This window comes from Paenibacillus sp. JT22N1, assembly GCF_059692155.1.
Genome location: NZ_JCAUAW010000001.1, coordinates 63,256 through 87,462, shown reverse-complemented (window position 1 = coordinate 87,462; position 24,207 = coordinate 63,256). Strand labels below are relative to the sequence as shown.

Below are 24,207 nucleotides of genomic sequence, written 5' to 3'. Positions count from 1 at the left end.
CTTAATCCTCCCCAAGCTTAACGGCTTGATGAATCTTAATTCTGGACAGCATCGTGCCGAGTAGTAATAGACCCGTCCCTATCATCAAAGTGACAATGACGTACAAATGCAGCTGATCATTCGGATCAAAGCTCACTTGAAAAGGCGGTACTTGACTGGATGAATCGAATGTTAATTGGAATAACGGAACAAACAATCGGCTGGCCGTATTCCCCGTAATCATGCCTATTAGAACAGCTGCGCCAGAAGTTAATAATTGTTCAGCTATCAGCATTCCGATCAACTGAGCAAATGAAATTCCCATCGCCCGAAGCACACCGAATTGCAAGATCCGCCCGGACAACGAAAGCACCCAGTACAGGAGAAACCCAATAAAGCTTATGCCAATAGCAATCAGGAAGCCAAGCGTCATAACGCCATTCACAGCCAGTTGGAATGGATCATTCTTGGAAAGAACCAACATTTGCTTCGTATCCATTAAACTTGTGAGGGGAATATGTTTAAGCTCTAGCTCTTCATACAAAGCTTGACTGGTCATATCCGGTTTTAGCTTTAGCCAAACATCATACGGCTCTACAGCCATATTATTTTGAATGTAGGATAGATGACCAATAACTAACTTCGGTGCATCCACTTTACTTTGCTTCGTCGTGTCAGAACTGCTCCCTGTTTTGGTTCCAGCGGTTAGGATCGGATTGGGATTCCAACTCGGCCAGTAATCAATAATCCCATACACAACACAAGTGGCTCCCTCCACATCATTCCATCCTAAATGCACCACATCGCCCACTTTGGCTCCAGTTTCCTCGGCAATAGACTTGGAAATAAGTACGGCTTTGGAATCGGCAGCCAATAGGTTTAAGTACTCATAAAAGTGATGATCGAGCAAATGGTCACGGAGCCAGGCCGTTTGACCAAATTCATCGGTATCAATGCCCATGAACGCTGTTTTTTTCGTTTCTTTGCCAAGCGCGAAATAAGCATCTTTCTTATTAAACACTCGAGCCGCTGATTCCACACCTGCCATCTGTGTGAAGGGCAAGAACGGAGGCTCCGTATATTGGACTCGCTTCTTAATAACTGGTTGACTAGCATTGGAACTCGCTTCTGACTGAATGCCAGACGGACCTGACTCTGGGGGCGGAGCATCATTGTCCCATTTGGTTTGCAGAACAATATCGGCCCCATTCTTATAACGGATCTTCTCTTCTATATTTTTGTTCATCGTCCTTGCTGCGCTGGCACTAAACAACCCTGTTGCAAGTGTCATGATGATAAACAGCATAATGAATTGATATTGTGTGGTTGATCTGCCAACTTGGAGCAGCGTTGAATATAAATAGGGAGGCCACCATTTTCGGCCAATGAGATAGAATAATTGAATAACCCATGGATATATCCGCAGTAGGAATAGGCCCATGGCGAAAATGAATAAAGCCGGTACTACGAAAAGGAGTGGATCGACTTTCATATCCATAGAGTCCAGCCCTAAGGCTACGAGATCATTCATCCGTCGGTTAAAGCTTTGTAGTAAATAGATAGAAACTGCCAATAAGACAACATCGAGAAACATTTTATGTACAAAAGAGAGCTTGTTCTTCCTCGCCATGGTTTGTTTATGACTAACAATTGTAGCGCGAGTGGCGAGTACAGCGGGAATAAGAGTCATACAAACCGATGCGGTTACGGCAATTAAAGCGTATTGATAGGCCTCTTTATTCAGCTTGACTTCCATCGCTGTGCGCTGAACAAACGTTAGGAATCCATTCGATGCACCTAGTATTTTTGTTAATTGTAGGCCAATTAGAGGACCAACCAGAAGGGCAACTCCTCCTAATAAAATCCCTTCTAACACATAACCTAGCAGAATCTGAGTCCGGCTTGCTCCTCTGCTGCGAAGCACGGCAATCTCTGTTTTCTGTCGTTCTGTAATCAAATTGGCAACCATGAATAAATAGAAGGCTAGTAAAATACTAATGGGCACATTAAGCGACCACAGCATAATTCTGAGTTTTTTCTCTTTCTCACCATACAATTTCAATGTGGTAATCGCTGGATTTTTGACCGTGTACGTGTTGAAATGACTGCTTAAATAGCTTGTTATCCTTTCATGTGTGCTGGTGTAGGCTTCAAGCCCTTCCAACTTCAATTGATGATAATCCAGAATGTAATCCCAATAGGAAAATGTATTGGGAAAACTGTTGTTCTTCGTAAAATCTTTCTCAAATAAGGCAAAAGGAATGAAAAATTTTGTGCGCGAGTCGCTCGTATTATTCGTCCAATAAAGATCGGCATAATCTGTACGATCAATAACAGCAACAGGCTTTATTCGAATGTTTTGTTTTAAATCTTTGTCAGTGATGGTCAATTCATTACCTAGTACAATTTTTAATTGAGTTAGCAGTTCAGGGAATACCCACGCTTCATATACACCATCCACAGGATCCTTAGAAGGCATGACACCGTCAACAATGCGAATATGCTTCTCCAACTCCGACGTCGCTGTTAGTTCAGCTGAACGGTTCACTTTAGGGTCTACTTTACTTGGATCGCTAGGTGTAAGCTCGAAATTTACTGTACTTCGCGTTATCGTGGATAGGAGAATCGGTAAGCCGAACTGCTGGCTTTGTTCTGCCATAAATGCATCCGTTTCCGCTAAAAGTTGATCTCCGCTTTCTCCCATTAAGTAGGCAGAATTATAGGCATGCCCGGGGTATTGCTGCGTGTTGGTTTGTAGAACTTCCAAATCTTTGATCAGCATGCGCTGTAAAATGGCGTGTGTATAAATGGGCATTGAGCTGGCAAGTGCAACCGAAATAATTAGCCCCACAAGTAAACTAAGCTCTAGCCAGCGGTTTTTGACCATTTTACGGAGAATCATCAGAAATAAAGCCATTGCTATCCTCCTACAGATGCTAGTTATTTAAAATAACATTCTGACCTTCCTTTAGTCCGGTTCGTATTTCCACTTCTGTCGGTGTTACAAGCCCTTTCTCTACATCGACTTCCTTCCGACTTTCGCCAATCAACACCTGAACGTAATCCCTACCTAGGTAACTCCGAAGACCTGTTCTTGGTAGGACTATGACATTTTCTCGTTTCTCAACGATGATCGTTATGTCTCCGGATACACCGATCGCTGCACCTTCAGTTCCATCGGGAACCCCAACAATAATCGTTTTAGCATTTCTTTCAGCTTGCGCTTTGTTGTCTGATGGAGGTGAGCTTGATGGCGTTCGCAGCACTTTGCCTTGTATCTTATTTCCAGGGGAACCAATCTTCACTTCAACATCCATGCCAACTTCAATACCGGAAAGAGTGCTGGTATCTGAAGATTCGTAAGATAGCTGCAGCTTACTAGGATCAGCGATGACGACAAGCGTACTGAAGGCATCCACGACATTTCCCTGCTGTGCATCGGTTAAGTAAGTTACCACTCCTGCGGAATCAGCCGTGAGCCTCGTCTTGTCTAACTCAGATTGAAGGGATGCCAATTGAAGCTGCGCGGCTTCGACATCTATAGCCTTCAAACGATTCACTAGCACTTGATCGGGGTCAACCTGCCTCGTTTGCACACTAGCAATCTGGGCTTTCTCCAGATTCAGTTTTTGAAGGGCAATCCGCGTTTCTAAGTCGCCTTTTTCCAGTTCAGCAAGTACATCCCCCGGCTTAACGGTATCGCCTAGTTTAACGCGCAATCCAGCTAACCGATGACCTGACTCTTTAAAATAATAATTTGTCGTTTTACTAGACTTAAAGGTCCCAACAACGCTGACTTTCCTCGTTATACTGCCTTTCTTCACTTCGTAAAGGTCGAAATTTTCTTTCACGGGTTTGATTAAAGGCGGTTTAAGCGCTTCCTCTTCTTTGGGCAACAGAGAGCATCCTGCTAGTAAAAACACAGCACTTGTTAGTAGAACGAGCTGAGAAGCGAATTTATTAACCTTCATCGACAATGGTACCATCCTCCAATGCATACACTTCATCTACAATTTCCATAATAGCGAGATCATGCGTGGTCAAAATAATTGTCATTCCTTCTTGCACCAAATCTTTGAACAGTTTAAGCACCTGGAGGCCCATTCTGCTATCTAACTCAGCTGTAGGCTCATCTGCTAATATCAACTTAGGCTTATGCGCAATGGCCCTGGCAATCGCAACCCTCTGCTGTTCTCCGCCAGAAAGCTCGTAGGGACGATGCTTCATTCTCGGCTTCAATCCAACGAAATCTAGCGCTTCTTCTGCCAAACTCTTATATTGATTGGGGTGAATACCCGAAATGCGTAATCCAAACTCTACATTCTCGTAGGCTGACATATAAGGCACTAGGGCAAAAGATTGAAAAATAAGACCGATCTGCTTCCGTCTGACTTCATTGCGCTTGGACTCGGATAGACGGCTAATCTCCAAGCCTTCTAAATAAACGGTTCCTTCCGAAGGATGGTCGAGTGCCCCTAATATATTGAGCAGCGTTGTTTTACCAGATCCGGATCTTCCGCGCAAAGCAACCAGTCTGCCTCTGGGAATACTTAAATGAGCTCCCCGCAATGCGTGAACGGCTCCCGGCCCTTTCCCAAAAACACGCGTAACGCCAATAGCTTGCACCATGGGCATTTGATCTTCATACGTTTTCAAAGTTAGCACCTCTTCAGAAATGGAATCAAACTGACAAGCGTAAATATAGAGGAATACACCTCTTTGGAAGCGCTTAAACAAATGAGTAAAGCTATGGAATAAATCACCTTTATTTTCAATGTAAGATAGTTACCTTCATTATAAATCTATCTTTTGCCAAAAAGATACAAATAAAAAAACCAGCTCCCGCGCCATCGCTTGAGCTACTTCCACACCCGCAATAAAGTCTGAATATTAAAATATCTTGACATTCGGTGTCCCAGTGTCCCTATAACCGTCATACACAAACTTCTTGACGCTACCTTTTTACACCTTGAAAGCGGGAAATAGAGGCTCCTCGTTCCACGAAAATGTGAAATACGCTGTTTTGAGCAAAATAAAGCTTCTACGTTCCGCTAAAATCTGGTGATGCCGGGTGCGTGTTGAGTTTGGGATACAAATATAAGAGAATATGTTCACAGGTGGATGAACAATTATGGTTTGGCTACTTGGTAGAAGGAGCGGCTGGGAAGATCACCCTGACGGTCCTTTTAGGTTTTAGAAGATATCCGTAATTTGTATTCACGTCCCCGTGGGACTGCCTCTCCACATGTATCCTTTCCATTTCCGTTTTCATTTTACAACACTTATCCACAGATCGGCATTTATCATAATTTCCTATACAATAAAAAAGAGGATCAACATGTGATCCTCCCTGCTTACTTCTATGGCTTTTAAAAAGTGCTATAGCACTTTAGACAAAAATGATTTCGTCCGTTCCTGCTTGGCATTTTCAAAGATTTGCTCTGGCTTTCCTTCTTCTACAATAACGCCTTGTTCCATAAACATAACGCGGTCACCGACTTCGCGGGCGAAGCCCATTTCATGCGTTACGACAACCATGGTCATCCCTTCTTTGGCCAGTTGCTTCATTACAGCAAGCACTTCGCCGACCATTTCAGGATCAAGAGCCGATGTTGGCTCATCGAACAGCATGATCTTCGGCTCCATAGCCAGTGCTCTTGCAATAGCTACACGCTGTGCCTGACCGCCCGAAAGCGAGTCTGGAAGGGCATTGGCCTTATCTGCAAGCCCAACTTTATCTAGAAGCTCCAGCGCTTTCTTACGCGCCTTATCCTCTGACCATTTTCTCACTTGAAGAGGTGCTAACATGATATTATCAATGACTTTCATATGCGGGAACAAATGAAACCGTTGGAAGACCATACCCAGTTCCATACGGATCTCGTTGATCTTGTTCATCGGATCCATAATCGATTTGCCTTCAATCAAGATACTGCCGCTATCCGGCTGTTCTAACAGGTTCAGACAACGTAGGAATGTCGATTTCCCTGATCCGGATGGTCCTATCACAACAAGAACCTCTTGGTTCTGAATATCTGCACTAATATCTCGCAGGACGACATTATCCCCGAACGATTTTTTAAGATTTCTAACTTCGATCATAGCCGTCATATCTCTACACTTTCCTTTCCAGATAAGCAAGCAGCTTGCTTAAAGAGTAAGTGAGAATGAAATAAATAAGAGCAGCCGTTAAATAAGGTTCCCAGACTTTAAAGTATTGGCTGCGCATCGCATTGGACCAATACATCAATTCTGGTGCAGCAATTACAGCGAACAGGGAAGAGTCTTTAATCAGCACGATAAACTCATTGCCAAATGGAGGAATCATTCGTTTAATCGCCTGAGGCAAAATAACCGATTTCATGGTTTGGTAATGGGTCAAACCTAGCGAATGCGCGGCTTCTGTTTGGCCTTTATCGATGGATTGAATACCGGCCCTGAAGATTTCGGCCATGTAGCCTGCTGAATTCAGAGATAAAGCAACGATTGAAGCGATGATCGCATTCGTTGTTCCTATGAATAAGGGAACGATTCCAAAGTGGACGAGTAGTATTTGAACGAGCAGCGGTGTGCCGCGGAAGAAGTTTACATAAATACTAGTTGGCCATCTTAGGTAGCCACGGTGAGACATTTTACCCAACCCAACAGCCAACCCTAAAACCGAGCCAAAGAGGATGGAAAGAATGGATATGCCAATAGTCCAAAGCGTACCCTTGAGCAATAAAGGTAAATATTCAATAATGATGTCAAAACGAAAATCCATTCCACACTTCCTTTCTTCAATTATTTTGCTATTTAAAGAACAAAAGCATGCGCAAGGTTGAAGTCACGCATGCTGTTGACCTATTATTTTTGTTCAAGTAATTTCTTTGTATCAGGCTCTTGACCGAACCATTTTTTGTACACTTTTGCATAAGCACCGTTCTCAATAACTTTCTTGATCGCCGGGTCTAGCTTTGCTTTAAGCTCGCTGCCTTTAGGAAGCAGAATACCGTAGTATTCGGACTCAAAGTTTTTCGGATCAGAAATCGTGACGAATTTCTTGTTCGGATTATTTTTCACGTATTCGCGAACAATAGCAATATCAGCAACCACCGCGTCAACACCGTTACTTTCAAGCTCCATCAAAGCTAATGTGTTATTATCCAGACGTTTCAAAGATGGGTTCTTCTCACCCATAATTTTGCTCATCAGCGTATCCGCCGTTGTAGAAATTTGAACAGCAACTTTCTTGTCTTTCAAGTCTGCTGCGCTTTTGATCGGGCTGCCTTCTTTAACAAGAATCATGTTCGTAGATTCGAAGTAAGGGATGGAGTAATCGTAAGTCTGTTTACGCTCATCCGTAATCGAAACGCTGGAAATTCCTGCTTGAAACTCTTTACCTTGCTTCACACTTGTTAGCATAGTATCCCAGCCTGTATTCGTTACCTCGTAGGAAAGACCTGCTTCCTTCATCACTTCAGCAAGAAAATCGATATCAAAGCCAGTCATCTTATCTTTATCCATATATTCCATTGGTGCATAGGCAGCATCAGTAGCAAATTTGTACTTCGTGCCACCACTTTCCTTAGAACCACAACCTGCTAGCGCCACAACTAAAACTACAGTTAGTACAAAAAATAATAATTTTTTCAAAATAATTCCCCCCGTTCTATGTAATGGACGAATCATATTTTAACACTTGGTCAATAAAATAACAACGCCTTCATTGAGAAAATTCGCTAGAAATATATTGAAAATGGCTATTTTTTCACCTTTTTAGATATGTGCACAATGGACAGAAGGTTGGTTGGTCATCGTGCTCAAACAAATAAAAACGCCGAGATCCTAAGATCCCAAGCGTTCTAATTTCGTCATTCAAAATACCTTTACATCATTTTCAAAATGGCTTCCCGTCCCGTCATCCCAGCAACAATGCCCAAATCTTCTGCCGTGTGTGTCACCGATTCAAGCGGCGCTTCCAGAAGTTCTTCAATCGTACGAACCCCCGTTGCCCGTGCAGCTACTATATTCCTGTCTCTCAAGCGTTCATTGAGCAGCGCAACATCGAGTGCACCACACATAATGTAACCTTTATCCGTAGTCACAACCAGCAGCGTTGTTTTCGGCAGTTTAACCTCTATAGCGATTGCTGTATGTCCTTCAAGGAGAATGGGTTCTACGCGCATCATGCTCTGCACAGCTCCTCTTCGCAGTCTTACGGTAGTATATGCGCGGTCGGCTAGTACGGTGTGAGAAAGCTTTGAAAAACTTCAGCTAAATTTCCAGATTCGTGTAAAAAGCAAGCTATATTTGGGTATGATATCATGATATAGTATGTGCAAGAGCAGTATTTGGACAGCAAGGAGGCTATATGAGTCAAGGAAAAGCAGACACAAGTCCAAATGGACATTTATTTACCGTAGAAATTCTGATTGAAGAAGCCACAAATGGCCTTGCCATGGAAAAGCTCCTTCATCTTTTGAATGTGGATACAGTCAAGGATTACCAAATTATTAATGGCATTCAACTTGGCAAGTTGATTGAACTTAACACCAAAAAAGAGAGCCCCCCTCCGTTACAACCAAGCAAAATAACTGCTGTTGTCCCACCTTCAACTGTAACTGCGACGGCGAAAGCTACCACCAACAGTGGAGCTTCAGATAAAATTATTGAGCAATTGGAAAGTTTCAAAGTGAATAATACATTAATCCGTTTAACGGTTATCAAAAGTCAAGGAATCAAGCTTAATCTTCCGTGTCGTATTTTGAATTTTGATAGCAGTACTCAAAATGTATCGGTGTACCATGTAGATGAGAAGAAGGTCTACTTATTCAAATTGAATGAAATAGATGATTATGTCGCGTTCTAAGTAAAAGTAAGAGGGTATCCTTGAATAAGGATACCCTCTTACTTTTATTTGGCATGGACAGACGCAGCAGCTGAAGCATTCGGGATACCCGTTCTTAGCATTTTCTCTAGTTCATCCGCACTTACGGGTGGACTAAACCAAAAACCCTGCACCTCATTACAGCGATTCTGATGCAGAAAATGCAGTTGATCTTCGGTTTCTACGCCTTCAGCAATAACCTTCAAGTTCAGATGGTGCGTCATGGCAATAATCGTGGCCACGATGGCCGCGTCATTCGGATCCACCATGATGTCTCGAACAAAGGAACGATCGATCTTCAGCTTATCAATCGGAAATTTCTTTAAGTAGTACAGCGAACTGTAGCCTGTTCCAAAATCATCAATGCTTACATTCACACCTAGCTCCTTAAGCTCAAGTAAGGACTGAATAGCGTGATCAACATCCATCGTCATGCTTTCGGTGATTTCAAGTTCCAAGTACTGCGGATCAAGTCCTGTTTGTTCTAAAACATGTCTGATCTTGCCTTTGAGATTGTGCTGAAAAAACTGCCGCATAGACAAATTCACTGATATTGGCATCATCGAATACCCTTGGTTCTGCCATGCTTTATTTTGCTTACATGCAGCGCGCAGTACCCATTCACCGATTGGCACGATCAATCCGGACTCTTCAGCAAAGGGTATGAAATAGTTAGGGGAGATGAGGCCTTTCTCTGGATGATCCCAACGAATTAAGGCTTCGACACCGACAATTTTCCCCGTCTCAATGTCAACCTGTGGCTGATAGTATAAGACGAACTCATCCCCGACAATCGCCCTGCGAAGCTCACTCTCCAGCTTGAGTCGGTTTATTGAAACTGATTTCATGTCCGTATTGAAAATCTGAAAGTCGTTGCGCCCCTTCTCTTTGGCTCTGGCTAATGCAATATCAGCATATTTCATAAGTATATCCGCATCATCGGCATCATCCGAGGATATCGCAACGCCGATACTAGCTGTAATATGTAGTTCATACTGTTCTAAAAGAAACGGCTTTTCGAGGACACGATTAATCTCTGCGATAACCGCAATTACGTCATTAGAATCGGCTACATTCGTATAGAAAAAGGCAAATTCATCGCCTTCCGTGCGAGCCAAATAATCATTATCCGTTACACATCTCGTGAAACGCTCCGCGAGCTGCAGCAGCAGCATGTTTCCGTAATCATAACCGAAGCTGTCATTGACCAGCTTGAAGCGATCGATGTCCAAATAGAAAACGGCTACCTTTTGTCCAATGGATTTGGAAATACTAAGCCGCTCATTCAAGTTATCTCTGAACATGCGCCTATTCGGCAGCCCTGTCATATCATCATAATAAGCCATATAGCGAACTTGCTCATCGCCGCGCTTACGCTCTGTGATATCCTGGCAAATGAGAATATTGCCTTTGGAATTAGGCTGTAAATCAACAGGAACAGCTGTAACGTTCAAATCCACCCTGTAGCCGCTTTTATGTATAACGGCAGTTTCAAAGGTAACTGGGGTCCCGCTTCTCACTTGTTCAAGTTGGCTACCTGTCCGCTCCAGCTGCTCTTGTGTAACAAAGCTAATAAAAGGTTGATTGAGCAGTTCTGCTACGGAGTAACCGAGGATGGTTTCTGCCGCAAAATTAATCCGAATAAATTTGCCCTCTTGATCAAAAATACCAATCGCATTCGGATTGTGCTCGAATAAGGAATCAAGCACATTTAAATACGTGTGATCCCGCGGAATTTCCTTTATTAAGGACTGTGTACTTCCACCTTTTCTAAGCAGCACGATAAGCAGCACTAGTGAGGCAAGCAAACAAATCCATGCAGCATACGGCTTTACGTAAAAGCTTACGAATATGGCGACTAACAGATATCCGCCAATATAGAGCCGGTTTTTCACAAATTAGCCTCCTCTTACTGCTCACTCTAGGTACTAGGAAGCGTCACACTGACAACCGTTCCTTCTCCCACTTTACTCTCAACCACAAACTGGCCATGATGATCCTCAATGATTTTATTCGTAATCATAATACCAAGCCCTGTCCCTTTTTCCTTCGTTGTAAAGAAGGGCTCTCCCAGTCTAGCCAATGCATCTTGCGGTATCCCCTGCCCTCTATCTTGAAACAATACACGCACCGCTTTGTCTCCAACTGAAAATAGTTGAATATCGATTTGTCCGCCATCTGGCATTGCTTCCATCGCATTCTTGATCAAATTAATGAAGGATTGCTTCAGCTGGTTTTCCTCACAAAGAACAAGCGGCAAATGATGCTCCATTGCGACAACAAACTGAATGTTGTTAATAATGGCCTGTGTTTCAAGCAGGGTCATGACACTTTTGACAATATTCTCGATACTTTTGGGCTGGTAGTGTATGAATTGCGGCTTAGCGAGAACGAGCATTTCTGTAGTAATCAGTTCGATCCGCTCTAGTTCGGACATCATAATATCGTAGTATTCTTTCTTATTTACAGCACCTTGGTGCAGAAATTGCATGAATCCTTTGAGCGTAGTCAATGGATTGCGAATTTCGTGAGCAACCCCAGCAGCAAGCTGCCCGATAAGGGACATCTTATCTGACCTGTGGAGCAGCTCTTCCGTACGCTGCCGCTCAGTAATATCCTTGAATGATAGGACAACACCAATAATTTGATCTTGATCCAAGATCGGCGAAGTCATGTATTCAACCGGAAACGAGTCTCCATTTTTTTTGTAAAAGATCTCGTTCGAACAATCACAAACCCCTTTAAACATCATTCGATATAACACAGTTTCATTCTTGATTTGCAAATCATCATCGGTTCCACTAGCACGTGTCAAAACCAGATAAGGATCCTTCCCCACCATATCTTCATAGGTGTAACCCGTTAAGCTCTCCGCCGCTTTATTCCAAAACGTAGTGCCAAAATGCTCATCGATGCCAAACATACCATCTGAAACCGCATTTAGAATGTGATGATTTTGGTTATGATTCAGCAGGGATTGATAACCACGTCTACTTTCCTCAAGCTTGTGCTCCAAACGCTTTCTTTCTGATACATCTTGAATCTGAAGCACTGCAAGATGGGGATTGGCATCCGTATCACGAACGAAGGAAACTTGAACAATTCCCCATATTATGGAGCCATTCTTATGGACATAGCGATTCTCTTTTTGAGATGATTCCCGCTCACCACAAAGGATCTGTTCACATAGTTCTGCATAGGTCTCCACATCATCAAGATGCGAAAACTCCTGAATATGCAGACCAATCAATTCTTCTTCTGTGTAGCCTAAGAGGCGGCATAACGATGTATTCACCATAAGTAACCTGCCGTCCAGACTAACGATTGCCATTGCAATGACTGTGCAACCAAACAATTGATGATATAGCTCATGGCTTGTGAGTAGCTTTAGTTCCGAAGCAATTGGCTTACCCGTTTCTGATTGGTTCCCCATGAAATCAGCCATGCGCAACATCCCTTCAATTAAGGAAGAATGATCGTAAACGTCATGACTACTTTCTACATGATCCGAGCTTTTTCCTGCTAAGAAGACACAATACAATGAAAAAAGAGTCAGATTACCTGACTCTTTCCATTTTTTTATTTGTAAGCGGCCACGGCCAGAAGTATCCATCCAACCAAGAAACTCAGCCCGCCTAGCGGAGTAATGGGTCCAAAAAACTTGAGTCCAGTCAAACTCAGGGCATATAGACTACCTGAGAACAGGATAATACCGATAAAAATGGCCCACCCCGATGCATTCACCATAGAGCTATTTGCCAGCTTATCTGACAAAAGTGCAATAAGGATGAGGGCTATCGCATGAATCATGTGATATTGTACGCCGGTCTGAAACACATCTATCTTATCCGGAATCCTTTGTTTCAAGTAATGAGCCCCAAAAGCGCCTAGAGCGACTGAAAGAAACGCATTCAAACTGCCTAACAGCAAAAAAAGTTTCATCATCTCGTCTTCTTTCCTTTCCCAAACGATTTATTTTATTCCACTTCACCAATATCATGCTGACCGACAATTAACCGCACGGGCTCCAAAAACACGCGTGTTACCGAAGGCTTTTTGATAAGATCCAGTTCAATGTCTACAACCTTGTTACGAACAGTTCTACCTTCTCTTTTGTCATAAACAACATCAAATTGTTTCAGTCCAAGCTGATAAATCACAACAGATGAACCAATCGTTAATGCATGCGAATCAAAATCACCATGGTCAAATAATACCTCTGACAAAATCTCTTCATTCATATCCACAATCGTAACATACTGACAAAATTGGTAACGCATTAAGGAAGTCCCCCTTTATAGATTAGTATGGTTACCCAATTCGCCGAAAAATGTCGAAATTCCTGCTAACTTCATGATTCCCATCCATGTTCATATAAAATCCAAACAAAAGATAACAACAGGAATTGTAAACATACTAAATAAAGTTGAAGTAAAGACAGCCTGTGAAGAAAACTCCGGTTCATTCTCATATTCAATGGCCAGCAACACACTGCTTAGAGAGGTGGGCACAGCACAAGAGAGAATCAATGCTTTGGCCGTAATTCCTTCAATCCCAAGCAGCCAAACAACGAAAAATCCGAGCAGCGGTCCTGCAGCAAGTCTAAGTATATTAGAAAGGAGCACATTAGAAAAATGAAACTCCCATTTCATACCGCCAAGCTGCACACCTAGAGTCAGTAAGGCCGTCGCCATAAAAGCGTTTGAAATATACTGCAGCGGTATATGAATCGATCCTGGAACAGGTAAATGGAAATATCGCAGCAGCAGAGCAATCGGAATCGCATAAATGACCGGTAAGGATAGAATGGTTTTCATCGTTGCTTTCCAGGTTGATTTATGTGCATTTAAGGTATAGATGCCATATGTATTGGGAATTAGCGTTTGCATTATCATGATCACGATTTGGATAGATAAGGTATAAGCATTCCCACCAAAAACTGTTTGATTCAGCGGCAGTGCGTAATTAGCACTATTATAGAAAATAACACTATTACGCATGGCAATACGCATACCGCGCTGCATCTTTTTCAACCGAATTATAACCTCAATGCTGGCAAAAAGGAGACTAAAGAAAAGGACAAAAAACAAGAGAACCTGCATTAAAACATGCAAGTTCATTTCGGACTCATACAGCTTAACAAAAACGAGCGCGGGTGAAAACACGTAGAAATTAAGCTTCGATAATGTCTTAATATCAATGTGGAAAGCACGATACATCGCCGCGCCGATCGCAATCATAATACTAATAGGTACAATGTTATTCACTAAAATGTATATGAAATAACTCATTCCAGATCCTCACTTCAAAAACCTATAGTCGTTCCTTAATCGAACGCATTTACGCTGCTGATAATACGTTTTAACTGTTCATTGAAAGTGTAAATTTCTTCAGGAGATAGCCCGCTTGACGCAAGCAGCGACTGTGGAATACAAAGCGCCTTCTCGTAAAGGGCAAGACCCGCTTCTGTGATTTGAATATTCACGACACGTTCATCTTCCGAAGATCGTTTCCTTTGAACCAATTGCTGAGCTTCCATCCGCTTAAGCATAGGTGTCAAAGTACCCGAATCTAGATCGAGCTTCTCGCTAAGCTCTTTGACTGTGCTTTCCTTTTGATCCCAGAGAACCAATAGTACTAAGTATTGCGGATAGGTAATCCCCAAACCTTCAAGAAAAGGGCGATACATGCGAGTAATGGCTCTCGAACTTGCATATAGACTAAAGCACAGTTGATTTTCTAGCTTTAAAAATTCACTGCTGCTCATTGGCTTGGTTTCCTTTCTGTTCAGTCATATTGTGAACAATCGATTTGTTTCAAATGTATATAAAATTATTCCCTCTGTCAATGTGAATAGTTAAATAAGTTCATAAATGTTGTATGATTACATCTTGTGTCTATTTCAATTCGGATGATAAGGTAGATATACTTGGCATCACTGTATCGGTTAGTCCGTAAGGGGGGCACGCTGTGAATTTAAAGATTTCGGGAGATAACCGCAAACTGTATATTAAGCTTTTGCTTAGTACTATTTTCGTTACAGTTCTGACTCTGCTTGTATCCTCCACCATTTTCTTCGTTAATTACAGAAATATCAATCTGAACCAAGTGTATCAATCGGACTTAGAGAATTTAACCCAAACGAGCAGAGAAGTCATCTCCATGACGGAAAGTGCGCAATCGCTTACATTTCAAATGTACCGGAACGGTAATATTAGTAAATTAATGTTTTATGAAAATCCGGATATTTATGACACCACAGCTGCAATGAGAGAAATGAACAATTATTTGAATTCCATGCCTTACATCGAATCGATTTACGTTTACAATCCGAAAGCGCCAAATGTCTATATTGCGTCAAACAAAGGACAGAACGGCTTAATGACCAAGGCGGAGCTCGTTGATAAAGACATCTTGAATGTCTTAGATCACTTCCAGGAATTCAAGCCCTTCGTGCCCATTCCGCGTACTTATCTAAAAAATGCTGACAGTTCACAGAAAAGTAATGTCTACACCTATCTATGCTACGATGCTATTGGCAACAACAATGCCTTGAATTCAGCCATTATCGTTAATATTACGACAGACTGGATTAATAAAGATATCGGCAAGCCTACGGGGAACGAACCAAGCAGCTCGTTTATTCTCGATAATACAGGCAGAATGCTTACGGGTGATCAACCTATTTCTTCTCTAGCCCTGGCGTCTGATTCCACGATAACGAAGCAAATTATGAGCAATAAGGGCTCCGGATATTTCGTTGGCAAAGTTGAGGGCATGAAATCATTAATTTCCTTTACTGCGCCTGACACTCTGGAATGGCGGTATGTTCGTATTACCCCATATGAGAATATTACGAAGAAATTAAACAAGATTCGTACAACCACCATTTATATTGGCATATCGATTCTTGTTGTAGGATTGCTAGTGTCATGGTTGTTATCTCGTAAGCTCTACGCTCCTATTAATCGTATTGTCAATAAAATGAAATCACTGGAATCAGAAAAACGAAATTCTTTGTTTACGTTAAAACAAGATTTACTGCGCAAGCTGCTTCAAGGACATGAACCTATTACATCTAAAATAATGAGGGATAAGCGCAGCGAGCTTGGCATTTCCTTTGACTTCCAAAGTGATTATCGGCTTGTCTTGCTTCGTATCGATCACTTCCAACCCTTTCTGCAAGCCCATCAAGACGATCTTCATGTATACAAATATGCCATTATGAATATCAGTTCGGAAATCGCCTCTCAAGCCTTCCAAGTGGAAACGGTGGATATCGGCGATGACAGCACTGTGCTTTTCATAAATGCTCGAAATATACCTAGCGACGGGGATCAGAGCATGCTGCAAACCTTATTAAAACAAATTCAAAAGGCAGTTAACGAGCTGCTTAAAATCAGCTTATCCATCACATATAGTCCGCTAAGCTCTCAGCCACAAAGCCTTGTACCCATGTATCGCAAGGTTGTAGAAGCTTCTGAACAGCGTCTGTTTCTTGGATCAGGCTGTCTCATTGCTTCGCAAGAGCACCAGTATCCAGAAACGGACGACTACATGTTCACCGTTGAGAAGGAGAAGAAGCTGATAGATGCTTTAATGGCTGGCAAGGTCGAAGAAGCTAAAAAGATGTACACCGTCATCATCGAGGAAACAAAGCCTTATCCGATTAGCGTGTTCCAATCAACGCTTTCACGATTAACCATCACCCTTAGCGGTGTCATGCAGACTATTCTCAAAAACAACGCCCTTGAAATCCCTAGCGGATCGCAATTATCCAGACATGCACTGGCGAAGCTGGAGACGACCCAAGAGATTGAAGCTATTTTTTTCGAATCGTTTGATGAAATTAAAAAGAAACTCGATGATAAAAGAAGCATGAAACAAGATGATCTTATTCGCAAAATTAATGACATGATTGAGCTTCATTGCGGGAATCCAAACTTATGCTTGAACTGGATCGCAGATGAGATCGATATGTCGCCGATTTACATAAGCCGCGTCTACAAGCAGAACACAATGAAAACCATTGTCGATGTCATCAATGCCATGCGTATGGATCGAGCCAAGGATTTACTCAAACAGTCTGACCTTCCAATCTCTGATATTGCTGAACGCATTGGTTATACCAATAGTTCGTACTTCTATCGCATGTTTAAGAAAAACTTTGGTGTAACGCCAACCGATTTCCGAAAGACAGGTCTATTAGAACCTGGTAAACAAGCGTAAAAAGGATCGCCCTGCACATATCATGCTGCAGGGCGATCCTTTTTTTGTGTTTTATTTAATTCCTTTATCACTTACATATTGAAGCCATTGCTTCTTGTACTCTACCTGAACTTTTTCCAGACCTGCCTGTTTGGCTTTCTCCATAAATGTCTTCATACCCGCTTCTACATCGGCGACAAGACCAAGTTGCAGCGGCCATAGGTACTGCTTCTCAACTTGCTCCAACGCTGCTTTCTCCGCTTGATATGAACTGAAGTCTTCGGCAAAGCCAGTAAAGATATCCGGTTTTTGAATTTTATCGAGTTCTTTGTAGATGGCTTTAACACCATCAAAGCTTTTCTCGAACAACATCAGCTCCGGGTTACGCCATGCCCAGCTGTTCATAGCCTCGCGTGGGAAGCCATTGGAGTTATTATCACCAATCATTTTGTAATAGCCATTTTCAACTTGGAAGTTCTTCCCTTCAATGCCATACGAAGTGAGCCAATTGTACGTTTTATCAGTGACCATTTTCTCATAGAATTCTAGAGCCCGCTCTGCGTTCTTACTGCTCTTCGGAATAGCAAAGCCGTTATGAATCGGATGTACAGGCTGTGCATACCCTTTGGCGATCGGGAATGGATAGTAATCCAGGTTCCAGTCCGGATGCGTTGATTTCATTTTGTTCAAGGAATCATTGAAACGAGCCGGATTATCTCCGAATTCACTTGCTGCTTTCCCACTCACAAGCTGATCCCACGTCGAGTCTTTCACATTCAAGACGTTTTTCGGGATGAAGCCTTTATCCATCCAACGTTTGGCGATTTTAATGTCGCCTAAGTGTTCATCTGACCCCCAGTAGGAGTAAGGCTCGCCAGGTTTATTATAGTTGATTCCAACACCGTAAAGTGGAGCACCTGCGCTGTTATGAACGACGTCTCTTAGGCCATTAACAATCAGATTGCCATCTCCGCCGCTGGCGAAAGGCAAAATGTTAGGTTCATTTTTCTTGATGCCATCCATGTAAGCCTCGAAGGTTTCAATCGAAGTTGGCTTCGGCAAATTGTACTTCGCTCTCAAGTCTTCGCGCCAAACGAAACCATTGGTTACGTATTCCTTAAAAGTCGCCGGTACCGTGTAGATTTTACCGTCGATTTTCACTGCCTCCCACATGTCCTTTGGCACATATTTGTTCAAGGTTGGTGCTGCTTTTGGAAGAATATCATCGAGCGGCAGGAAGGCGCCTTTTTTGGCATAGGATTGATATTGCGTCCAGTCTGCGGTGAAGATTAAGTCAACTTGCTGACCAGAGGAAAGCAAAAGCTTATACTTTTGATCCCAGTCCGTCCATGTTGTGTAGTTGAATTTAACGGTTGTGTTCAAGTCTTTCAAAGCAAGCTTGTTCACTTCGTCCTGAATAATTTGAAGATCTTTGGGAGCATTACCGAGCATATAGAACTGAAGCTCTACCTTGTCTCTCTTAGGCGCTTCAGCCTTCGCTGATGCAGCCGGTGCAGCCGCGCTCGCTGCTGGTGCAGCCGTTTCTTTCTTAGGCTCTGAAGTGCTGCAGCCTGTAAGAGCAGTGATAACTAGTACCCCCGAGAGTATAGCAGAGAATCGATTTGTTGCTATCATTTTCATGTGAATCCTCCCTTTATGATGTTTGTAATCTATGTCAGCCGAGAAGGTTTGCTAATTTGCTCCTTCTACGGTTCTAACCTTTGACAGCACCGATTGTCAATCCCTTCACAAAATAACGCTGAACGAACGGGTACAGGAACAGGATAGGTCCTGTTACGACAATGGCCATTGCCATCTTCGTCGATTCTGTCGGCATTTCTCCCGTCATCACAACACCTGTGCCAGCACCCATTTGGGACACAAAGCGCATCGTATTGATAACGTTATACAAGTAGTATTGCAGTTCATACTTGTTCGGATCGTTGATGAAGAGAGATGAGAGCAGCCAACCGTTCCAATAATGAAGCGCCAAGAATAAACCAACTGTCGCGATGCCGGGCATCGATAATTGAAGCACAACGCTGTAGTAAATCTTGAAATCATTCGCCCCATCTATTTTGGCAGATTCAATCAATTCCTCAGGAATGGCTGATTTAATGAAGCTTCGCATCAAGATGATGAGAAAAGGACTCATAAGTCCCGGTAATATAAGAACCGCGTAGGAATCCGTCAGCTTCAAGTAATTAGCCAGCAAAATATACCAAGGCACCAAGCCGCCGCCGAACAACGTCGTGAAGTAAATATAGAAGGAAAAATGGTTGCGATACTTGAAATCCTTGCGCTGCAGGACGTAGCCTGCCATTGTCATCAGGAATAAACCGATAAAAGTTCCCAATAAAGTAACTAAGATGGTCACTCCGTATGCTTTGAGCACCTGCTCAGGAAACCGAAACACCGTTTTGTAACCTTCTATGGAGAAAACTTTAGGAATGAGGTGGTAACCACTGCGGATAATCGACTCATTCTGTGTAAGCGATGCCGAAATAATCATCAGAAAGGGAAATAAACAAATGACGAAAGAGAAGATAATGACGACATATGCGATGGTTTGAAACAAATACGTGTATTTCTCATCCTTGACTCTCAAGTTCCCAGCACCCCCTTCCCTAAAATAAGGCGTAATCGTCGTTAATTTTCCGAATGATGTAGTTAACGGAGATGATTAAGATAAACCCAAACAGTGACTGATAAAGACCAGCTGCCGTTGCCATTCCTACATCAAAGGTGACCTTCAATGAGCGATATACATACGTATCGATAATGTCTGTCGCGTTAAACAAGATTCCGTTATTCCCAATTAACTGATAAAAGAGATCGAATTGTCCCTTCATGATGCTTCCCAGAGAAAACAATAAGAGCACAACAAACGTAGGCTTCAGCATTGGAATGGTAATGTGCCATACACGCTGAAAGATATTAGCTCCATCGATTTTCGCTGCTTCATAATACTCCTCGCTGATCCCCGTAATCGCAGCCAAGTAGATAACCATGCTGTAACCGAGATTTTTCCATAAATAGAACAGGATGATGAGGAAAACCCAAGCCCACGGCGTATTGTACACATCGACGGGATTCGAGCTCAGCTCCTTCAATGTTGTGTTTAGGAAGCCGCTCTCATAATTAAATAAGTTGTATACAATGACACTTAGAATTACGAAAGAAATGAAGTAAGGCAAGAACATGACAGACTGAGCAATTTTCTTAAACCATGCGCTGCGGATTTCGCTTAGCAAGACGGCACAAATAATCGCGAAAACATTACCGAATAGAATGAAAGCCAAATTATAGCCCAGCGTATTCAGCGTCAATTTCATTAAAATGCCGGATTTCCAAAGAAAGGAGAAATTGTCCAAGCCCACGAATGGACTCCCGAACAAACCAGCATTGAAATCGAACCTCGTAAACGCATAATAGATGCCAACCATCGGAATGTATGAGTTAATGAAGAAGAAGATCAGTGTCGGCAGCAGCATAAGAAACATGATTTTGTTCGTCATTAATTCATAGAGAAAACCTCGTCGTTTGACCATGTGTAGATCGATCCCCCTCAAGCAATATGTCTTGAGATGATCATAAATCGGGCAGCAGATGTTGGATAGTGAAGCCTGCCGAAGGTATGTGAACTATTCTGTGAATGTGGAAGTGAACAATATGAACTTCAGTGAACAAGAGTGAATAATTGCGTTGTTAAATCGCGGAAAAATAGTATTGTGTACTCCTTGAATTCGTGCTAGTCTAGTTTCAAGAATATACCAATAAAGGGGTTAATAACCTATGAACTGGTTCCTTGCTCATAAGAAAGATCTTGCTGACGTATTTGCCGAGGCAGAAAGCATCGTTAGCGCATTTCCAGCACCGTTAGATCACCTCGGACTTGCCTATCTAGCTACATTTGACGGGAGAAAAGAAGAAAGCACTAAAAATTATATCTGTTACCTTCTTCCGTATTGGATGAAAGACATCACTGAATTGCCACCAGCGTCGATGAACAAACTCTCATTAGCGAATGTATTCGTAATGCTCTACTATTTTATACAAGACGATATCATGGATTCAGCCAAAGGTGAGCATAAGGACAAGCTGCCGCTCGCCAATTTATTTCATATGCAGTTCCTCTCCATTTATAGAGAAATGTTCCCTGCCGGGTCGCCTTTCTGGAGTTACTACGAGACGTATATCACGGAATGGTCTGAAGCTGTTTCCAATGAGCAGCAATCCGATTACTTTCATCACGACATTGGCAAAGTCGCTAAGAAAGCAAGTCCAGTCAAAAATGCCAGTACAGGAGCACTTCTATTAGCAAATCAAGCTCACCTTATCCCTGTCGTCACAGCGGCTGTTGAACAAACGCTTATCACTTTACAAATGCTGGATGATTGGGCTGACTGGGAAGAAGATTTGGAAGAAGGTTCTTACAACTGCTTATTAGCTTCACTGCGTAAGCATATGCAGCTTTCAACGGATAGTCCGGTATCGCCTGAAATGGTGAAGCAGCAGTTGTATGTTCATGACTTTTTGGAGTTCTATGGACAAATCGCTATTACTCATCATGAGCAATTATTAGGTTTACAAATAGCCATGACACAAATGATCAATTTCCATGATTCACTTGTGCAAAACATTCAAAAAGTAGCCCTTGAAGTCAAAGAAAATAGAAAAATGTTAACATTAGGTGGATTCTATTATTTTTTGTCGAAAACTAGTTAATTTTGATAGATTATTCTGAATATTCGTGCTATAATTTTTCTTGTAGGTAAAATTACCCAATTGATAAGGAGTGATTCGTAATGTCGAACAATGGAATTTTAAAAGAAAAAATTATTCAAAAAGCTTGGGAAGATGAAGCATTCAAGAATCAACTTATCGCTAATCCTAAAGCCGCGCTAAAACAAGCATTTAACATCACTCTTCCTGATGACATCAAAGTTAAAGCGGTTGAAGAAACCTCAACTGAGTTTGTACTCGTCATCCCTACGAATCCCGCAAAAGTATTAGTTACTACGGATGCCGTTGAAAGCATCTGGTAAGAACAAAATATAAAAGAGGTGCCACGCATTTACGCGCAGCACCTCTTCTTTATTTTACAGCTATTGATGGAAACCTAAGGACTACCTCGGTACCTACGTATTTTTGACTTTTAAATTCAATGTGTCCCTTCATAATTTCAATAATTCGAAAAGTAACCATGAGTCCTAATCCGGTCCCCTTCGTTTTCGTGGAATAGTAAGGCTCTCCTAATTTGGTTAACTGCGCAGGTTCAATTCCTTCTCCATTGTCTTTGAAATGAATATATACTTCTCTATCTTTCTCATATCCCCATATATGAATCTGGCCATCAACCTGAAAGGCTTCGATACTATTTTTGATAATATTAATAAGCACTTGCTTCAACTTTGATGAATTCCCTTGTATAAACAAATCATTAGGAACACTAACCGTAATCCGCCCACCATGTAATGTGGCCAATGGTACAATAATACCTTCAATTTGACTAATTTCCTTCGAAACATTTAAATCAACGAGTTCATCCAGCTGTGGCTTTGCAAATGTCAGGAAGTCCGTAATGATTAGCGAAGCCCGATCTAATTCTTCTATCGCTATTCCCATGTATTCTTTGTTCTTATCATCTGTTCTAGCTGCGACAAGCTGTAAAAATCCTCTCGTTACTTGCAAAGGGTTTCGCACCTCATGCGCGACAGATGCCGCCAACGAGCTTATCATCTCCATCTTATCCGAGAGCTGAAGCTGATGGTTGTAAAACTCTAATTCCTTAGAATAGTTGATCATATGCTCCTGATTGATTGCAAAGCGTCTACCTAATACAACAATGAGAGCAATTATAAATCCTACTACGCCCCATTTCCACAAGAAAAATTGATATTTTTGAGAACTGGCATAGTAGCACATTAGATCTAGGACACTCATTAGAGCCAATAAGGCAAAACCGGTTGAAAAAATAACAGCTTCCTTGTTCCCTCTTTTCACGAATACAATGGATAAGCCAATAATTAAAATGAATTGAATAATCATAATAGACCCCAAAACGGTAACAGACGCAAAGAAATATGCTTTGATAAATCGATAATCATTGAGTTGATTAATAAACATAAAGGCAATTGAAATAGCGGAATAAATAATCTGGAATTTCCTAAACGCTTTAATCCACTTAAAATTCCCATTATCAAATATTTTTTCAAAGAAATAGGTGAGTGTTGGTAAAAAAACAGCAAGTGAGATATCAAATAAATCAAGAAATAGGTCGCCATAACTCGTGAAATTTGCGTACATGAAAGGCGAATACGTAATAAAAATAGTTCCTAGAGCTAAAATAAGTAAACTAAGTGAAATCCAGCTTGCAAGTTGAATTTGCTTCAAAAAGAAAGAACATATCAGCATAATCGCTGCAATAAAGAGAAATGCACAGCCTAGAATGATGTTCTGCAAATCCCGAAATATAAATGATCGAGTCAAAGCTGAATAATGATCCAGTTTAATTTCTGAATGTAAACCTAATCGATCCATTGATGTCCCCAGCTTTAAATATACGAATTCCCCCCCATCTTCACTACCTACAGGAAATAAGCTTCTCTGTTCATCAGTTGGAAAATCAAAGTTTATTTCTCGAACTAATCGATCGCCAATATATACCCAGAGTTGCTGGGCATAAATTTGTTCAATGTAAATACCATAGTCTTTGGGTACATCAGGCGGAAGCTGGAATCGAACCCATGCCGAGGAAACTTCTTTCGGTTTCTCGGGAGGCAAGTCGCCATTCCTGACTGTTATCCATTTATTGGTAGGTAAAGGAATCACGACATTATCAATTCCTTCGGCTGAATCAATCCACAATATACTCCACGCTGGAATCGGTTTCAAATCTGCTTGCTCATCGGCATAAGCATGGGAAGACATGAATCCATAACAAATAATTATAACCAACATCGTTTTCCAGAGTACAAGAGATATCCGTTTCATTCATTTTCCTCCCCCGAAGAAAATTGTAAGTAATTAACAATATTATAAATTCGACAGGTTCTAAAGCTTTCCTTCTTATTTACTGGTAAACATAAGAAAAACAAAACATAAACAACCCCCTGTGAAATAACATCAGGGGGCGCTGCTTATTGAAT

General features: G+C 41.9%; 21 protein-coding genes. 4 read left to right on the top strand and 17 right to left on the bottom strand.

The genetic code is table 11. From position 1 onward, the window contains the following. Position 1: 1 nt before the first annotated feature. From AC58UU_RS00355 to AC58UU_RS00325, 7 genes are all read right to left on the bottom strand, one after another. A complete protein-coding gene (locus AC58UU_RS00355; RefSeq protein ID WP_497311962.1) occupies positions 2-2,896 on the bottom strand; it encodes an ABC transporter permease in 2,895 nt (964 codons plus the stop codon). Positions 2,897-2,915: 19 nt separating this feature from the next. Next, complete coding sequence (locus AC58UU_RS00350; RefSeq protein WP_497313110.1) at positions 2,916-3,950, bottom strand: efflux RND transporter periplasmic adaptor subunit; 1,035 nt, start codon at positions 3,948-3,950, stop codon at positions 2,916-2,918. Further along, a complete protein-coding gene (locus AC58UU_RS00345; RefSeq protein WP_497313108.1) occupies positions 3,940-4,614 on the bottom strand; it encodes an ABC transporter ATP-binding protein in 675 nt (224 codons plus the stop codon). The genes AC58UU_RS00350 and AC58UU_RS00345 overlap by 11 nt, the downstream gene beginning before the upstream one ends. A gap of 744 nt (positions 4,615-5,358) precedes the next feature. Next, a complete protein-coding gene (locus AC58UU_RS00340; protein ID WP_497313106.1) occupies positions 5,359-6,081 on the bottom strand; it encodes an amino acid ABC transporter ATP-binding protein in 723 nt (240 codons plus the stop codon). A gap of 13 nt (positions 6,082-6,094) precedes the next feature. Continuing rightward, positions 6,095-6,742 (bottom strand): amino acid ABC transporter permease, encoded by a 648-nt coding sequence (locus tag AC58UU_RS00335; RefSeq protein WP_497311960.1) that lies wholly within the window; start codon positions 6,740-6,742, stop codon positions 6,095-6,097. 83 nt (positions 6,743-6,825) lie between these two features. Further along, positions 6,826-7,614: a basic amino acid ABC transporter substrate-binding protein gene (locus AC58UU_RS00330; RefSeq protein WP_497311958.1), complete on the bottom strand. Its 789-nt coding sequence runs from the start codon at positions 7,612-7,614 to the stop codon at positions 6,826-6,828. A 233-nt stretch (positions 7,615-7,847) separates the two neighbouring features. Then, entirely contained in the window at positions 7,848-8,150 is a 303-nt protein-coding gene (locus AC58UU_RS00325; RefSeq protein ID WP_029194411.1) for a YunC family protein, read from the bottom strand. A 182-nt stretch (positions 8,151-8,332) separates the two neighbouring features. On the opposite strand from AC58UU_RS00325, the gene AC58UU_RS00320 reads away from it, so the two are divergent. After that, a complete protein-coding gene (locus AC58UU_RS00320; protein WP_497311956.1) occupies positions 8,333-8,830 on the top strand; it encodes a hypothetical protein in 498 nt (165 codons plus the stop codon). A gap of 44 nt (positions 8,831-8,874) precedes the next feature. On the opposite strand, the gene AC58UU_RS00315 is transcribed toward AC58UU_RS00320, so the two are convergent. From AC58UU_RS00315 to AC58UU_RS00290, 6 genes are all read right to left on the bottom strand, one after another. Further along, positions 8,875-10,743, bottom strand: coding sequence for a putative bifunctional diguanylate cyclase/phosphodiesterase (locus AC58UU_RS00315; protein WP_497311954.1), 1,869 nt, complete (start codon positions 10,741-10,743; stop codon positions 8,875-8,877). A gap of 26 nt (positions 10,744-10,769) precedes the next feature. After that, complete coding sequence (locus AC58UU_RS00310; RefSeq protein WP_497311952.1) at positions 10,770-12,293, bottom strand: PAS domain-containing sensor histidine kinase; 1,524 nt, start codon at positions 12,291-12,293, stop codon at positions 10,770-10,772. A 134-nt stretch (positions 12,294-12,427) separates the two neighbouring features. Then, positions 12,428-12,790, bottom strand: coding sequence for a DUF423 domain-containing protein (locus tag AC58UU_RS00305; RefSeq protein ID WP_497313104.1), 363 nt, complete (start codon positions 12,788-12,790; stop codon positions 12,428-12,430). A 35-nt stretch (positions 12,791-12,825) separates the two neighbouring features. After that, positions 12,826-13,128, bottom strand: coding sequence for a hypothetical protein (locus tag AC58UU_RS00300; RefSeq protein ID WP_497311950.1), 303 nt, complete (start codon positions 13,126-13,128; stop codon positions 12,826-12,828). Positions 13,129-13,218: 90 nt separating this feature from the next. Further along, positions 13,219-14,139 (bottom strand): AEC family transporter, encoded by a 921-nt coding sequence (locus AC58UU_RS00295; RefSeq protein WP_497311948.1) that lies wholly within the window; start codon positions 14,137-14,139, stop codon positions 13,219-13,221. A gap of 35 nt (positions 14,140-14,174) precedes the next feature. Beyond that, on the bottom strand, positions 14,175-14,615 hold the full coding sequence (locus tag AC58UU_RS00290; protein WP_047676650.1) for a MarR family winged helix-turn-helix transcriptional regulator: 441 nt from the start codon (positions 14,613-14,615) through the stop codon (positions 14,175-14,177). 203 nt (positions 14,616-14,818) lie between these two features. On the opposite strand from AC58UU_RS00290, the gene AC58UU_RS00285 reads away from it, so the two are divergent. Continuing rightward, entirely contained in the window at positions 14,819-17,077 is a 2,259-nt protein-coding gene (locus tag AC58UU_RS00285) for a helix-turn-helix domain-containing protein (protein ID WP_497311946.1), read from the top strand. 51 nt (positions 17,078-17,128) lie between these two features. Here the strand turns inward: AC58UU_RS00285 and AC58UU_RS00280 are convergent, their stop codons facing one another. The 3 genes from AC58UU_RS00280 to AC58UU_RS00270 form a co-directional block, all read right to left on the bottom strand. Then, positions 17,129-18,697 (bottom strand): extracellular solute-binding protein, encoded by a 1,569-nt coding sequence (locus AC58UU_RS00280; protein WP_497311944.1) that lies wholly within the window; start codon positions 18,695-18,697, stop codon positions 17,129-17,131. A gap of 73 nt (positions 18,698-18,770) precedes the next feature. Continuing rightward, the gene (locus AC58UU_RS00275) at positions 18,771-19,664 is read right to left on the bottom strand and encodes a carbohydrate ABC transporter permease (RefSeq protein WP_497311942.1); all 894 of its coding nucleotides are present in this window, start codon (positions 19,662-19,664) and stop codon (positions 18,771-18,773) included. A gap of 19 nt (positions 19,665-19,683) precedes the next feature. Next, positions 19,684-20,607, bottom strand: coding sequence for an ABC transporter permease (locus AC58UU_RS00270; protein ID WP_171642990.1), 924 nt, complete (start codon positions 20,605-20,607; stop codon positions 19,684-19,686). Positions 20,608-20,851: 244 nt separating this feature from the next. Between AC58UU_RS00270 and AC58UU_RS00265 the strand changes: the two genes are divergently transcribed. Together AC58UU_RS00265 and AC58UU_RS00260 are read left to right on the top strand one after the other, a co-directional pair. Continuing rightward, a complete protein-coding gene (locus AC58UU_RS00265) occupies positions 20,852-21,784 on the top strand; it encodes a hypothetical protein (protein ID WP_497311940.1) in 933 nt (310 codons plus the stop codon). Between the two features lie 80 nt (positions 21,785-21,864). Continuing rightward, positions 21,865-22,104, top strand: coding sequence for an NHLP leader peptide family RiPP precursor (locus tag AC58UU_RS00260; RefSeq protein ID WP_497311938.1), 240 nt, complete (start codon positions 21,865-21,867; stop codon positions 22,102-22,104). 49 nt (positions 22,105-22,153) lie between these two features. On the opposite strand, the gene AC58UU_RS00255 is transcribed toward AC58UU_RS00260, so the two are convergent. Then, positions 22,154-24,052 (bottom strand): ATP-binding protein, encoded by a 1,899-nt coding sequence (locus tag AC58UU_RS00255; RefSeq protein ID WP_497311936.1) that lies wholly within the window; start codon positions 24,050-24,052, stop codon positions 22,154-22,156. Positions 24,053-24,207: the final 155 nt, after the last annotated feature.

Bases quoted from the DNA above. Each gene is read 5' to 3' on its own strand.
- AC58UU_RS00355 (WP_497311962.1), bottom strand. From the start codon at position 2,896: ATGGCTTTATTTCTGATGATTCTCCGTAAAATGGTCAAAAACCGCTGG.
- AC58UU_RS00350 (WP_497313110.1), bottom strand. From the start codon at position 3,950: ATGAAGGTTAATAAATTCGCTTCTCAGCTCGTTCTACTAACAAGTGCT.
- AC58UU_RS00345 (WP_497313108.1), bottom strand. From the start codon at position 4,614: ATGCCCATGGTGCAAGCTATTGGCGTTACGCGTGTTTTTGGGAAAGGG.
- AC58UU_RS00340 (WP_497313106.1), bottom strand. From the start codon at position 6,081: ATGATCGAAGTTAGAAATCTTAAAAAATCGTTCGGGGATAATGTCGTC.
- AC58UU_RS00335 (WP_497311960.1), bottom strand. From the start codon at position 6,742: ATGGATTTTCGTTTTGACATCATTATTGAATATTTACCTTTATTGCTC.
- AC58UU_RS00325 (WP_029194411.1), bottom strand. From the start codon at position 8,150: ATGATGCGCGTAGAACCCATTCTCCTTGAAGGACATACAGCAATCGCT.
- AC58UU_RS00320 (WP_497311956.1), top strand. From the start codon at position 8,333: ATGAGTCAAGGAAAAGCAGACACAAGTCCAAATGGACATTTATTTACC.
- AC58UU_RS00310 (WP_497311952.1), bottom strand. From the start codon at position 12,293: ATGGCTGATTTCATGGGGAACCAATCAGAAACGGGTAAGCCAATTGCT.
- AC58UU_RS00305 (WP_497313104.1), bottom strand. From the start codon at position 12,790: ATGAAACTTTTTTTGCTGTTAGGCAGTTTGAATGCGTTTCTTTCAGTC.
- AC58UU_RS00300 (WP_497311950.1), bottom strand. From the start codon at position 13,128: ATGCGTTACCAATTTTGTCAGTATGTTACGATTGTGGATATGAATGAA.
- AC58UU_RS00295 (WP_497311948.1), bottom strand. From the start codon at position 14,139: ATGAGTTATTTCATATACATTTTAGTGAATAACATTGTACCTATTAGT.
- AC58UU_RS00290 (WP_047676650.1), bottom strand. From the start codon at position 14,615: ATGAGCAGCAGTGAATTTTTAAAGCTAGAAAATCAACTGTGCTTTAGT.
- AC58UU_RS00280 (WP_497311944.1), bottom strand. From the start codon at position 18,697: ATGAAAATGATAGCAACAAATCGATTCTCTGCTATACTCTCGGGGGTA.
- AC58UU_RS00270 (WP_171642990.1), bottom strand. From the start codon at position 20,607: ATGGTCAAACGACGAGGTTTTCTCTATGAATTAATGACGAACAAAATC.
- AC58UU_RS00265 (WP_497311940.1), top strand. From the start codon at position 20,852: ATGAACTGGTTCCTTGCTCATAAGAAAGATCTTGCTGACGTATTTGCC.
- AC58UU_RS00260 (WP_497311938.1), top strand. From the start codon at position 21,865: ATGTCGAACAATGGAATTTTAAAAGAAAAAATTATTCAAAAAGCTTGG.
- AC58UU_RS00255 (WP_497311936.1), bottom strand. From the start codon at position 24,052: ATGAAACGGATATCTCTTGTACTCTGGAAAACGATGTTGGTTATAATT.